The sequence below is a fragment of the Peribacillus sp. NJ4 genome, assembly GCF_030348345.1.
Classification (GTDB): domain Bacteria; phylum Bacillota; class Bacilli; order Bacillales; family DSM-1321; genus Peribacillus.
The window spans coordinates 735,626-748,726 of the sequence record NZ_JAUCFQ010000001.1; the positions used below are offsets into that span (position 1 = coordinate 735,626).

The window sequence follows — 13,101 nt, forward strand, 5'->3', positions numbered from 1 at the left end:
TATTTCGGAATAAGGGCAAATGATACGTGTGCCGCGACTGAACAGATTTTCGAAGGTGCTCAAGTATAGATCTAACTAATTGGAAAAAGCCTGCCGGTAAAGTGGCAGGCTGATTTAATCATCTTTTTTTATTGAACCATTTTCATATTGGAAGGGGGGATTTCATACTATGCTTTAATAGGATTTCAACAATCCGCTTTGAAGCAAGTCCATCTCCATATGGGTTGGAAGCTGTGGCCATTTTTTTATAGGCCACTTCACTCGTAAGTAGGTCATTGGCTAATTGGTAAATTCGTTCTTCTTCGATCCCTGCCAATAATAGAGTGCCAGCTTCAATTCCTTCCGGCCGTTCCGTCGTATCGCGCAATACGAGAACTGGAACACCCAGTGATGGGGCTTCTTCCTGCACCCCTCCGGAATCTGTCAGGATCAGATGGGATCGCGCAGCGAAATTATGGAAATCAATCACCTCTAAAGGTTCGATTATATGCAGCCTATCGTTATCGCTGAAAATCTCATGAGCGATTTCGCGAACGACTGGGTTTTTATGAATCGGAAAAACAACTTGGATATCCCCATGTTCATCAAGAAGCCGTTTCACGGAACGGAATATTCCTTGCATGGGTTTTCCGATATTTTCACGACGGTGTACGGTCATCAATAGCATTCTATCGCCATTCAACCCAGAGAGGATCGGGTGCGTGTAGTCTTTTTGTATCGTTGTTTTCAAGGCATCGATGACAGTGTTACCGGTAATATGGATTCGGTCATTCTGTTTGTTTTCCAATAGGAGATTTTCAGCAGCCTTCTTGGTCGGTGCAAAGTGCAAGTCAGCCAGGACACCAGTCAACTGTCGATTCATCTCTTCTGGGAACGGTGAATGCTTATTCCAGGTACGGAGACCAGCTTCAACGTGACCAACCTGTATCTTATTATAGAAAGCAGCCAAGCTTGCGATGAAAGTTGTCGTTGTATCCCCATGAACGAGGACGATATCCGGTTTTATATTTTTCATGAGCGAACTCAACTTTTCAATGCCTCGAGTTGTAATTTCTTCTAATGTTTGCCTATCTTTCATCATATCCAAATCGTGATCTGGCTTTATTTGAAAACATTGCAAGACTTGGTCGAGCATTTCCCTATGCTGGGCGGTGACCACCACGATGGTTTCTATTTCTTCTTGATGTTTTTTCAGTTCCAATACGACGGGTGCCATTTTGATGGCCTCCGGTCTTGTACCAAATACGGTCATGACCTTTAAACGTTGTTTAGGCATGCTCATTTCCTCCCCTTCTAAATGTCCTCCCCATTATAGCGGGAAGTTCATGGAAAATATGAAAATGAAACAATAATTAACGGAATATTTACAATATTAATGAGGACTTTATATTTCTTTAACTTTCAGTTAATATCTGGCATTTACAATGAAAAGCAGGAACATAACAACCCAAGAATAGAGGTGATAGGCGAATATGAAAAGCGTCCTGATGATCGTGCAAAACTTTTATCCGGAAATCGGAAGTGCGGGAAATAGAATGAAAAATATATATCTCCATTTGAAAAGAAACGGATTTGAGGTAACGGTCATCACATTGAAGCCGAGTTATCCTAATCAAAGTTTATATCAAGATACAAAGTTTTGGGATGAAGATAGCATTGAAGAAGATGTCATCAGGATAAAGCCGGACAAAGTGAAGAGGTATACAAGCAATATGGGAAAGCGGTTGCTTCATTATCTTGAAGCGATGTGGCTTTTCATTTATACAATCATCCGTCTCGAAAAAAAATATGATTATGTGTTTGCCACTACCCCGCCGATCTTCCCGACATTGGCGGCGTTGATCGCCAAGAAAAAGATGAAGGCGAAACTCATTACCGATGTCAGGGATTTATGGCCGGAATCGTTGATAGGAGTGGGAGTGTTTACAAATAAGTGGGTTTTGAAAATCGCGTTCTTTCTGGAAAGGAAGCTATATCGGCATTCGGATTTTATCATAATCAATAGTCCTGGTTTCAGGGATTATATCGTTTCAAAGGGAGTCAAGGAGGATACCATCCAATTCATCCCTAATTCGCTTACTGCGGATGAGCTGACTTTAAAGAATTTGCTTACACCCGCATCGGAAAAAATAATCAAGGTCGTTTATACAGGGAATATTGGACTGGCTCAAGACCTGAAAAAACTGATAGCCGTGGCTGAAAAGCTAAGGGAACATAAGCAAATCGAGTTCTCGATGATCGGATATGGATATCGGGTATCCGAAGTGGAGAAGGAGATCGGATCTAAAGGGCTGACTAATATCAAGGTGATTAATGCGATGAATAGAAGAGTGACTCTTCATGAAGTTTCAACTTCTCACATTGCATATGTAAGCTTGGTTGAAAAAGAGGTCTTCAACAAGGTGCTGCCTGGTAAAATCATCGATTATATGTGTGTCGGAAAGCCCATTGTCGGTGATGTTGCTGGACGGGCCAAGAAGATGCTCACAGAGGCGAAATGCGGGTTGGTGGCAGACAGCCGAAATGTTGATGAAATCAGTCAGCATATCCTGACCATGGCCTCGGATCCAGCCCTTCGTAAAGAACTGGGGGAAAACGGTTATCAGTATGCTAAACAACATTTTCAATGGTCCAAAAATATTAAAGGTCTCATCAACGTGATGGAAGCGTCAGGCTGAAAACCTGGAAGTGGAGGACAACATGGCGAAGAAAGTATGTATGTTTGTGTGGAATCACTTTACGAACGATGCAAGGGTTCTAAGAGAATGCACAGCACTTACTGAAGCGGGTTATGAAGTGGATTTGATTGCCATTCATAACTGGAAGATCAAGGATTTGCCCAAAAAGGAGAAACATCAAAATGGTTTCACTGTCACTAGGGTGAATAACCGCTGGGAGGCGCTTCATAGGATTCTCAGGATCGTAGGCAAATTGAAGAAAAAGAAGTTTGAAATCGTTCTACTGGCATTATTGGTTTGGAATACGTTGTGGAACTTGAACTTGATCAATGGCTGGGTGGGATCGGGAATATTGTTCGGTTCCCTTGCACTCCTTGCGATCGGCACCTTGATCATGAGTAAAACGAAACTGCCGACCCTATTAACAAGGAGCTACATTTTTGGTCAAATGATCCACCATGGCCGGAAAAGGAAATATGATTTTTATCATTCGAATGACTTGAATACGCTAATGCAGGGAGCGATCAGCAGTAAATGGTTAAGGCGGAAAAAGCTGATATATGACTCACATGAGGTACAAACGAGCAGAACGGGATATAATAGCCGACTTTACGGGATGATGGAGAAATTCCTATTAGTATTTGTTGATGAAATGATTGCCGAAAACCATACGAGAGCTAAATATAACGAAGACTTATATGGTTTATATCCCAATGTGGTCCATAACTACCCAATTCCAACCAATCCGGAGGAAAGTACGGCCGTGAATTTGCATGAGCTGCTCGATTTGCCAGCGAATGAGCCGATATTGTTATACCAAGGCGGCGTTCAAATGGGCAGAGGTTTAGAGCAATTGGTTGATGCTGTACCGATGATAGAGGGTGGGACAGTGGTTTTTATAGGAGATGGAAGAATCAAGGATGATTTGATGAAAAAAGTAAGCGACATGCATCTGGAACATCGTGTGAAGTTCTTACCGAAGGTTCCGGTCGACGAGCTGCTCCATTATACGAAAAATGCGTATTTAGGTTTTCAGGTATTGAATAATGTCTGTTTTAATCACTACTCCGCTTCTTCAAATAAATTGTTTGAATACATGATGAGCGGTGTGCCTGTGGTTGCCTGTAGTTTTCCTGAAATCCAAAAGGTGGTCGATGCGGAACAGATTGGCGTGTGTGTCGATTCACATGATCCAAAGTCAATTGCCGAAGGAGTCAATTACCTATTGAAACACCCTGAAAAAAGGGCGGAAATGAGCAGTAATTGCCTAAATGCCCGGCAAAAATACAATTGGAAACAAGAGAAGGAAATCTTTATCGATATTTATCAATCTGCCTAACAAAACGAGTGTAGCAGAAAAATAGGATAGGAGTGGTTAATATGAAACTTTGTACAATGGGACTAGGTTATATAGGGCTTCCAACTTCTTTAATGTTTGCGAAACACGGTGTCGATGTTATCGGCGTGGATATCCAGCCTGAGGTTATCTCCAATTTGAATGATGGTAAGCTCCATATCGAAGAACCTGGACTGGAGCAGGTATTACATGAGGTGCTTATTTCCAATAAGTTTCGAGCTGCTTTAAGCCCGGAACATGCTGATGTTTTCATTATTGCAGTCCCTACTCCAAATAAAGATGACATGCATCAATCATGTGATTTAACCTACGTCTTAGAAGCGACATCCACCATTCTTCCTTTTATCAAAAAGGGAAATGTCATCATTATCGAATCGACGATAGCGCCAAGAAGCATGGATGATCATATCAAACCGATGATAGAAATGACTGGCCTCACGATCGGTAAAGACATCTTCCTCGTTCATTGCCCGGAACGTGTTTTACCTGGAAGGATTCTTGAAGAGTTAGTTCATAATAATCGTATCGTCGGAGGGATCACGGAAACATGTTCTTATAAAGGGAGCTTAGTTTATGAAACCTTCGTTCAAGGTGAAATCATTCAGACGGATGCGAAAACGGCAGAAATGTCCAAGCTGATGGAAAATACTTTCCGGGATGTCAATATCGCCCTTGCAAACGAGCTGGCGAAAGTCTGCTTCCAGCTGGACATCAATGTCTTGGATGTCATAGGGATGGCAAACAAGCACCCACGTGTCACTATTCACCAACCAGGCCCTGGAGTCGGGGGACATTGTTTAGCAGTCGATCCGTATTTCGTCGTAGCAAAGGCACCAGAGTATGCGAGAATCATTAAATTGGCACGTGATACAAACGTATCGATGCCTTATTACATTGTCAATTGCGTAAGAATGATGCTCGAGGGAATCCGTCATCCAAAGGTAGCGGTTTTCGGACTTTCATACAAAGGAAATGTAGATGATATTCGTGAAAGTCCCGCCATTGATGTCGTCAATATCTTGATGGGAATGGAAAATGTGGATGTAGCCTTGCATGATCCGCATGTTCAATCTGGGAAGATGCCAATCGTTTCAGTGGAAGATGCTGTAAAAGGTGCCGACTTGATACTTGTCCTGACCGACCATGATGAATTTAAACGGATGGATTATGATAAGCTATCGGATCTTATGGCCAATAAATTGATTTTGGATACACGGAATTGCATTGATGCAAATGAAACCGATGTCCCGGTGGCCAACCTGGGCAATATATATCAATACAAAACGATGTCCATGAAAAAAGCCAGGAATAAAGCGATCATCTAAAAACTTGGACAAACATCGATAATGGAATAAGGATAAAGGGGGGCGCTGACTATGGACAGTGCCCTTTTTGTGGTTGAAAGTCAAGCTCTGCAACTGGCACGGGGGGAGCGGAAAACCAATGAAGAAAGGACCAAGCAAGAGCTTGGTCCTTTTGTGTACAATTTATTAAGCTGTCGGTCCGCCAAGTTCTTCGATTTCACTTGGAACGCTACCGAATTTCTTGAAGTTTTCACGGAATTGAGCTGCAAGAGCTGTTGCTGCTTGTTTATAAGCTGCAGGATCTGCCCAAGTCTTGATTGGTTGAAGCACTTCGTCAGGAACTCCAGGAACATGAAGCGGGATATCCAAACCGAAGATTTCATCCTTGATCGTTTCGATGTTCGCTAATTCACCTTCAAGTGCCGCTTGTACCATCGCACGAGTGTAAGCAAGTTTCATACGGCTTCCGGTTCCGTATGCTCCGCCAGTCCACCCAGTGTTGACAAGGTATACTTTTGCATTGTGCTCGTCAATTTTATCACCAAGCATCTCAGCATAGCGTTGAGCGGGAAGCGGTAAGAACGGTGAACCGAAGCAAGTGGAGAATGTAGCTTCCGGAGAAGTTACCCCTCTTTCAGTACCAGCCAATTTACTAGTGTAACCACTTAGGAAATGGAACATTGCCTGTTCTTTGGAAAGTTTGCTGATTGGTGGCAGAACGCCTGAAGCATCAGCTGTTAAGAAAATGATTGTATTTGGGTGTCCTGCAATACTTGGGTTCACGATGTTATCTATCGCTTGCATTTGGTATGCAGCACGGGTGTTTTCAGTCAATGAACTGTCATCATAGTCCGCTTCACGTGTATCCGGGTCCACAACTACATTTTCCAATACGGCACCGAAGCGGATCGCATCGAAAATTTGTGGTTCTTTTTCACGTGAAAGGTTGATAGTTTTCGCATAGCAGCCACCTTCGATGTTGAATACACCGTTAGAAGACCAGCCGTGCTCGTCATCGCCAATCAGTTTACGGCTAGTGTCTGCGGATAAAGTTGTTTTACCTGTTCCAGACAGTCCGAAGAATAAAGCGACGTCCCCTTCACGTCCTACGTTAGCAGAGCAATGCATTGGAAGGATTCCAGCCTCTGGAAGTAAGTAGTTCATGATCGAGAAGATCGATTTTTTCATTTCTCCTGCATATTCCGTTCCGCCGATCAGGATGGTACGGCGTTCAAATGAAACGATGATGAAAGTTTCAGATGAAGTCCCGTCCACTTCTGGGTCTGCTTTGAAATTAGGTGCCGAAAGAATTGTGAATTCAGCTTCGTGACCTCTTAATTCCTCTTCGTTCGGACGGATGAACAAAGTATGGGCAAAAAGATTATGCCAAGCATATTCGTTAACAACTCGGATTGGAAGACGTGATGATTCGTCTGCACCAGCGAAACCTTTGAAAACGAAAATCTCTTCTTTTGCTTTTAGGTAGTCAACTACTTTATTATATAGTTTATTGAACACATCTTCAGAAATTGGCTGGTTCACTGAACCCCAATCGACTTTATCCTTAACGGATGCTTCTTCCACGATATATTTATCTTTAGGTGAACGACCAGTATATTTGCCGGTTTCAGCTTTTACTGCGCCAGTTGATGTTAGTACGCCTTCATTTCTGCTTAATACTTTTTCGACCAATTGAGGAACTGAAAGTTGAGTTTGAACATTGTTTCCTGTTAATAACTGGTGTAACTCATTAGAAACATCTACAGAATTCATATATGAGATACCTTCCTTTGTTTAAGTTTTTATATTACAATTAGTATAACACATTCATTTAAATAGTCTATACTATTTCTTTTAATTTGTGATTATTTTCAACTGGTTGCGTTAATCATTTTTCATTATTAAGGCGCAGGAACCGAGTCATTACTATTGCATATACTTACATGGAGTGAAAATTTTATTTTAAATAGGAAGTAATTAAGCAACATATTTCTAATTGGCCGTTCCTGTTAGTATGCTTTATTTTCTATTATTAATGGCAATTTTCAACATTTCTATTCGCAGTCGGCCTTGGAAACCCTTTGAAGACGCTGAAACAACCCGTTTTTTCAAGTGGGGGGATATGTTCTTTTTATAAAAACATTGACAAGTTCCAACCTGATACGATATTATCTTAAATTGTACGGATTCTCTTATCCCGAGTTGGTGGAGGGACAGGCCCTTTGAAACCCAGCAACCTGCCATATTGAACTTGACTCCAAGATCGATCGCCGAAAATAAAGCGATGTTCTTCAAGGAATAGTGGTGATGGTGCTAACCTGAGCAAGGTAAAAAACCCTTGAACGATAAGAGTGAAAGGATAGAAGACAGAATTTTAAACCTTTCCTCATTTGCCAGGGAAGGTTTTTGTGTTTTTATAAGTAATTCTGTGTCTATAGTTGAAACTAATGAGGGAAACGAGTTCCGTAAAAATCAGGCTTATGCCTACAACATACTAACTTCCAAGGAGGAAATATGATGTCAAAGAAACGTCTATTTACTTCTGAATCTGTTACAGAGGGCCATCCGGACAAAATTTGTGATCAGATTTCAGATTCCATTTTAGATGCTATCCTTGCTAAGGATGCAAATGCACGTGTTGCGTGTGAAACAAGTGTAACAACAGGTCTTGTGCTTGTTGCTGGTGAAATTACAACATCCGCTTACGTGGATATTCCGCGTATCGTTCGTGATACCATTGCAGGAATTGGTTACACACGTGCGAAATACGGTTTCGATGCTGAAACTTGTGCTGTATTGAGTTCCATTGATGAGCAGTCTGCCGATATCGCAGCTGGCGTCGATAAAGCATTGGAAGCTCGTGAAGGAAACATGTCAGAGGAAGAAATCGATGCAATCGGTGCAGGGGACCAAGGTCTTATGTTCGGATTTGCTTGTAATGAAACAGAAGAGCTTATGCCGCTTCCGATTTCATTGGCACATAAACTTTCTTTCCGCTTGGCTAAAGTTCGTAAAGATGAAACTCTTGCTTACTTACGCCCTGATGGTAAAACACAGGTAACTGTGGAGTATGATGAGAATAACCGTCCTGTACGTGTAGATACGATCGTTATCTCTACACAGCATGATGCAGAAATTACGCTTGAACAAATTCAAGCCGATATAAAAGAACATGTGATTAAAGCAGTTGTTCCAGCTGAATTGATCGATGCTCAAACTAAGTACTTCATCAACCCGACCGGCCGTTTCGTAATTGGCGGACCTCAAGGGGATGCTGGTCTTACTGGACGTAAAATCATCGTTGATACGTACGGCGGATACGCTCGTCACGGCGGTGGTGCATTCTCTGGTAAGGATGCTACTAAAGTTGACCGTTCTGCGGCATATGCAGCGCGTTACGTTGCGAAAAACATCGTTGCCGCTGGCCTTGCTGACAAAGCGGAAGTTCAATTGGCATACGCAATTGGTGTGGCAGAGCCTGTATCGATCTCGATTGATACATTCGGAACTGGTACAGTTAGCGAAGAAGTCCTAGTTGACCTAGTTCGTGCAAACTTCGACCTTCGTCCAGCTGGTATCATCAAAATGCTTGATCTTCGTCGCCCAATCTACAAACAAACAGCTGCATACGGACATTTTGGCCGTACAGATGTCGATCTTCCATGGGAACGCACGGATAAAGCAGAAACATTAAAAGCACAAGCATAATCCATAGAAGAAAAGGTGTCCCGCAAAAGCGGGGCACCTTTTTTTATGGATTAATTTTGCCTTCAGGGGGAATAATTCAAGAAATCGATAGTTACTCTAGAGTTAGGAGTTTACTCGTGAAATTGGAGCATTTACTCGTGAGTTAGGAGCAAATACTCGTGAAACTGGAGCATTTACTCGTGAGTTAGGAGCATTTACTCGTGAGTTAGGGTCGTATACTCGTGAAATGAGCATTTACTCGCGAGTTAGGAGCAAATACTCGTGAAACTGGAGCATTTACTCGCGAATTAGGAGCAAATACTCGTGAGTTAGGAGTTTACTCGTGAATTGAGCATATACTTGTGAGTCAGGGTCGTATACTCGTAAATTGGAGCACTTACTCGCGAATTAGGAGCAAATACTCGTGAAATTGGAGCATTTACTCGCGAGTTAGGAGCAAATACTCGTGAAATTGGAGCATTTACTCGCGAGTTAGGAGCATTTACTCGTGAGTTAGGAGCAAATACTCGTGAAATTGGAGCATTTACTCGCGAGTTAGGAGCAAATACTCGTGAAATTGGAGCATTTACTCGTGAGTTAGGAGCATTTACTCGTGAAATTGGAGCATTTACTCGCGAGTTAGGAGCAAATACTCGTGAAATTGGAGCATTTACTCGTGAGTTAGGAGCATTTACTCGTTAGTTTATTTTATTCGTTCTGCCGTTTTATAGTATTGTCCTTTTTCGGCATATTCGCGTACGATTCGTTCCATATCCTGGCGATCTTCTTCGTTGATTTCGCGAATGACTTTAGCTGGGCGTCCGAATGCCAACATGTTCGGTGGAATGACTTTACCTTGGGGAACGAGACTGCCGGCACCGATAAAAGCCCCTTCGCCGATTTCCGCTGCATCAAGCACAATCGATCCCATGCCGATCAAAGCTCCTTTACGGATTTTGCAGCTATGTAAAATGACCTGATGTCCGATGGTCACTTCATCCTCGATGATCAATGGATTATTTGGGCTTTGGTGCAGGACGCTATTATCCTGTATACTGACTTTTTTCCCTATGATGGTTGGGGATACATCACCGCGAATGACGGAATTGAACCAAATTGATGATTCGTCACCAATTTTCACATCACCTGTGACGACAGCATTTTCAGCAATATATGCGCTTTCAGCGATTTCAGGTTCTTTGCCTTTAAACGGATAAATAATCATTTTCAATCATTTCCTTTCCGAAGTTAATGTTTTTATGTATTATTTTAATATACCGTATGCAAATACACTTAGCTATTTATAATACCAATGTACAACTTGTTAGATTTCTTTTTTGTCGAAAATCACGAATATGGTTATAATTTATATATATTATTTTAACTATCATGGATCGTATACAACAAGTGAAAAGTGAAAGGGGGATTTCGAATGTGGAAATGGGAGACAGAAGGAGACGCAAAAGGCGTCATTGTCATCATTCATGGGGCTATGGAGCATCACGGCCGTTATAAGTGGGTTACACAAATGTGGCTTTCAGCCGGATACCATGTGGTCATGGGCGACCTTCCTGGGCAGGGAATGACAACACGCGCCTACCGGGGACATATCGATTCCTTTGATGAATATTTAGATGAAGTGAAAAGCTGGATAGAAGATGCCTACGAATATTCGCTGCCGGTGTTTTTACTTGGTCACAGCATGGGCGGTTTGATCTCGATACGCCTTCTTCAGGAAGAGGAATGGGACATTGCAGGGGTGATTCTATCTTCACCATGCTTAGGCCTCATGACGAAGCCGCCGAAGTTCATGACAGCCCTCTCTCATGGTTTGAACATCGTGATGCCAAAGTTCAGGGTAGATTCCGGGTTGACACCTGAAATGGCAACGAGAAGTTCTGAAGTTCGTGAATCCGATAGAAACGATACCCTATATATCACAAAGGTTTCGATTCGTTGGTATCGCGAGCTTGCACAGGCTATGAAGGATGCTTTTGAAGAGATTCCCGAAATTCAGGATGTACCGCTTTTGGTCATGCAGGGCGGAGATGACAAAATCGTGAATAAGAAGGCGGTTCGTGAGTGGTTTAATTATAACTTGGCCAGTGAAAAGCAATATAAGGAATGGCCGAAGCTTTATCATGAAATCTTTAACGAGCCTGAGCGTGATGATGTATTTCAATATGCACTGAGTTTTGTTGAAAATCGTTTAAAGATATTAGGGTATGTCGTTTGATCGGTACATACTGCGGGATAAATGAAAAAGCTGCCGAAGTGAGACCTTTGGCAGCTTTTTTTATTTGGATCAACCTGTTTTTGTAAGCAATTCGTTCGTCTTGATGACCGGTGCACGGAATACATTACAAGTATCTTTTTATAATGTGGAGGATATTGGCGAATAGGTCTAGTCGCTTTCATATTTTGTTCCATGCACCCTTCGAGTGGGGGCTTAAACGAATGTCTAATGCAAAAACACCGTTACTAAAGAACGGTGTCATGCGTGATCATCTCTTTTCAATCGCCACGATGAATGGCGGATTGTTGGCTTGGTTGATGAAACCGTATTTCAGGATATGCGCTTTCTGTTGAGGAAAGTCCCGTACATAATCCATCAATGCATCCCGTTCTTCAGATCCCCCTGGATGTCCATGGTAAATGACGAGGATGATAATGCCTTCTGGTGCCAGCATCTCGAACAGCTGTTCAATGGCCGATATCGTCGTATCTGCTTGGGTGATGATTGCTTTGTCTCCGCCAGGAAGGTAGCCTAGGTTGAATATGGCACCTGTGATCTTTCCGGAATGTTCTTGCTTGATGTATTTGCTCAATTGTTCATGCCCATCGTGAATGAGGGTGCAGTGCGCTTGTAAATTCTCGGCCTTCAGTTTCGCCGCTGTGGTTTGGAGGGCTTCTTTCTGAATGTCAAAACTATAGACATGTCCGTTTTCACCTGTAAGTCCTGCAAGAAAGACCGTATCAAAACCGTTGCCCATCGTGCCATCAATGCTTATATCCCCAGGCTGAACCGCCTTTTCAAGCAGAATCCTGGCGAATGGCAAAATTCGATCAAGCTTCATGTTTGTACCTCCGTCTGATGATTTTTCCCCTGCCAGCTGTTGCGGCGTTTTAATTCGGCATCAATGGCATTCAAGACATCCCATTTATTGACGCTCCACATTGGTCCGATCATCAAATCGATCGGACCGTCACCCGTAATGCGGTGAACGATCATTTCTGGAGGGATAATTTCCAACTGGTCACATACCAGGCTGACATAATCGTCACGGTCGAGAAACTCAAGTAGGCCTTTTTCATATTGTTTGACCATTGGTGTCCCTTTTAATAGATGAAGTAAATGGATCTTTATGCCCTGCACATCGAGTTTGGCGACTTCCCGGGCTGTTTCCATCATCATTTCGTAATCTTCCTGAGGAAGACCATTGATGATATGGGAGCATACGCGGATGCCGTGTTTACGCAGTTTATCGACACCCTCTTTGTAGCAATTGAAGTCATGGGCACGGTTGATCATCGTCGCGGTCTTTTCATGAACCGTCTGGAGACCGAGTTCCACCCATAGGTAAGTGCGCTCGTTCAATTCCGCTAAATACTCGACTACATCATCTGGGAGGCAATCCGGGCGTGTCGCGATGGAGAGTCCGACGACACCTTCCTGGGTCAATACACTTTCATATTTCTCGCGAAGCTCTGCTACGGGTGCATGGGTATTCGTGAACGCTTGGAAATAGGCCATATATTTTCCGTCTTTCCATTTATGATGCATCCGTTCGCTGATTTTCTTAAACTGGACGTCTAACGGTTCAACCCTGCTGCCCGCAAAGTCACCGGAGCCTGAGGCACTGCAGAAGGTGCAGCCTCCATGCGCGACGGTGCCATCACGGTTCGGGCAGTCGAAACCGCCATCCAGGGCAACTTTAAAAACCTTATGTCCAAAATGATTTCTCAAGTGGTAATTCCATGTATGATATCGTTTGTTATCCGTTGCATATATAAACGGGTTTGCTTGATTCAAATCAGCAACCTCCTAATTAAAAATAAAGCGCAACATATATTA

General features: G+C 42.8%; 10 protein-coding genes and 1 riboswitch. Of the genes, 5 read left to right on the forward strand and 5 right to left on the reverse strand.

From position 1 onward, the window contains the following. Positions 1 to 142 precede the first annotated feature (142 nt). A complete protein-coding gene (gene wecB, locus QUF94_RS03790) occupies positions 143 to 1,276 on the reverse strand; it encodes a non-hydrolyzing UDP-N-acetylglucosamine 2-epimerase (RefSeq protein WP_289314662.1) in 1,134 nt (377 codons plus the stop codon). A 196-nt stretch (positions 1,277 to 1,472) separates the two neighbouring features. Between wecB and QUF94_RS03795 the strand changes: the two genes are divergently transcribed. Genes QUF94_RS03795 through QUF94_RS03805 form a run of 3 tightly spaced genes read left to right on the forward strand, consistent with a single transcriptional unit; the run spans position 1,473 to position 5,360 of the window. Next, the gene (locus QUF94_RS03795; protein WP_289314663.1) at positions 1,473 to 2,678 is read left to right on the forward strand and encodes a glycosyltransferase family 4 protein; all 1,206 of its coding nucleotides are present in this window, start codon (positions 1,473 to 1,475) and stop codon (positions 2,676 to 2,678) included. 22 nt (positions 2,679 to 2,700) lie between these two features. Further along, a complete protein-coding gene (locus QUF94_RS03800; RefSeq protein WP_289314664.1) occupies positions 2,701 to 4,017 on the forward strand; it encodes a glycosyltransferase in 1,317 nt (438 codons plus the stop codon). 41 nt (positions 4,018 to 4,058) lie between these two features. Continuing rightward, positions 4,059 to 5,360, forward strand: coding sequence for a nucleotide sugar dehydrogenase (locus QUF94_RS03805; RefSeq protein WP_289314665.1), 1,302 nt, complete (start codon positions 4,059 to 4,061; stop codon positions 5,358 to 5,360). A 165-nt stretch (positions 5,361 to 5,525) separates the two neighbouring features. On the opposite strand, the gene pckA is transcribed toward QUF94_RS03805, so the two are convergent. After that, the gene (pckA, locus tag QUF94_RS03810; protein WP_289314666.1) at positions 5,526 to 7,112 is read right to left on the reverse strand and encodes a phosphoenolpyruvate carboxykinase (ATP); all 1,587 of its coding nucleotides are present in this window, start codon (positions 7,110 to 7,112) and stop codon (positions 5,526 to 5,528) included. 416 nt (positions 7,113 to 7,528) lie between these two features. Then, positions 7,529 to 7,691: riboswitch (SAM riboswitch) on the forward strand. 162 nt (positions 7,692 to 7,853) lie between these two features. On the opposite strand from pckA, the gene metK reads away from it, so the two are divergent. Beyond that, positions 7,854 to 9,047 (forward strand): methionine adenosyltransferase, encoded by a 1,194-nt coding sequence (gene metK, locus QUF94_RS03815; protein WP_289314667.1) that lies wholly within the window; start codon positions 7,854 to 7,856, stop codon positions 9,045 to 9,047. A gap of 682 nt (positions 9,048 to 9,729) precedes the next feature. Here the strand turns inward: metK and QUF94_RS03820 are convergent. After that, complete coding sequence (locus QUF94_RS03820) at positions 9,730 to 10,248, reverse strand: gamma carbonic anhydrase (protein WP_289318282.1); 519 nt, start codon at positions 10,246 to 10,248, stop codon at positions 9,730 to 9,732. A gap of 210 nt (positions 10,249 to 10,458) precedes the next feature. Between QUF94_RS03820 and QUF94_RS03825 the strand changes: the two genes are divergently transcribed. Next, positions 10,459 to 11,262 carry an alpha/beta hydrolase gene (locus tag QUF94_RS03825; RefSeq protein WP_289314668.1) on the forward strand — a complete coding sequence of 268 codons (804 nt, stop codon included), beginning with the start codon at positions 10,459 to 10,461 and terminating at the stop codon, positions 11,260 to 11,262. Between the two features lie 268 nt (positions 11,263 to 11,530). Here QUF94_RS03825 and mnmM read toward each other — a convergent pair whose 3' ends face one another. Together mnmM and mnmL are read right to left on the reverse strand one after the other, a co-directional pair. Further along, a complete protein-coding gene (gene mnmM, locus QUF94_RS03830) occupies positions 11,531 to 12,103 on the reverse strand; it encodes a tRNA 5-(aminomethyl)-2-thiouridylate-methyltransferase MnmM (protein WP_289314669.1) in 573 nt (190 codons plus the stop codon). Further along, positions 12,100 to 13,059, reverse strand: coding sequence for a tRNA modification radical SAM protein MnmL/YtqA (gene mnmL / locus QUF94_RS03835; protein WP_289314670.1), 960 nt, complete (start codon positions 13,057 to 13,059; stop codon positions 12,100 to 12,102). Before mnmL ends, mnmM begins: the two co-directional genes overlap by 4 nt. Positions 13,060 to 13,101 lie beyond the last annotated feature (42 nt).

What these genes read in the sequence shown, in the direction of transcription:
- wecB (WP_289314662.1), bottom strand. Translation starts at nt 1,276, where the DNA reads ATGCCTAAACAACGTTTAAAGGTCATGACCGTATTTGGTACAAGACCG.
- QUF94_RS03795 (WP_289314663.1), top strand. Translation starts at nt 1,473, where the DNA reads ATGAAAAGCGTCCTGATGATCGTGCAAAACTTTTATCCGGAAATCGGA.
- QUF94_RS03800 (WP_289314664.1), top strand. Translation starts at nt 2,701, where the DNA reads ATGGCGAAGAAAGTATGTATGTTTGTGTGGAATCACTTTACGAACGAT.
- QUF94_RS03805 (WP_289314665.1), top strand. Translation starts at nt 4,059, where the DNA reads ATGAAACTTTGTACAATGGGACTAGGTTATATAGGGCTTCCAACTTCT.
- pckA (WP_289314666.1), bottom strand. Translation starts at nt 7,112, where the DNA reads ATGAATTCTGTAGATGTTTCTAATGAGTTACACCAGTTATTAACAGGA.
- metK (WP_289314667.1), top strand. Translation starts at nt 7,854, where the DNA reads ATGATGTCAAAGAAACGTCTATTTACTTCTGAATCTGTTACAGAGGGC.
- QUF94_RS03825 (WP_289314668.1), top strand. Translation starts at nt 10,459, where the DNA reads ATGTGGAAATGGGAGACAGAAGGAGACGCAAAAGGCGTCATTGTCATC.
- mnmM (WP_289314669.1), bottom strand. Translation starts at nt 12,103, where the DNA reads ATGAAGCTTGATCGAATTTTGCCATTCGCCAGGATTCTGCTTGAAAAG.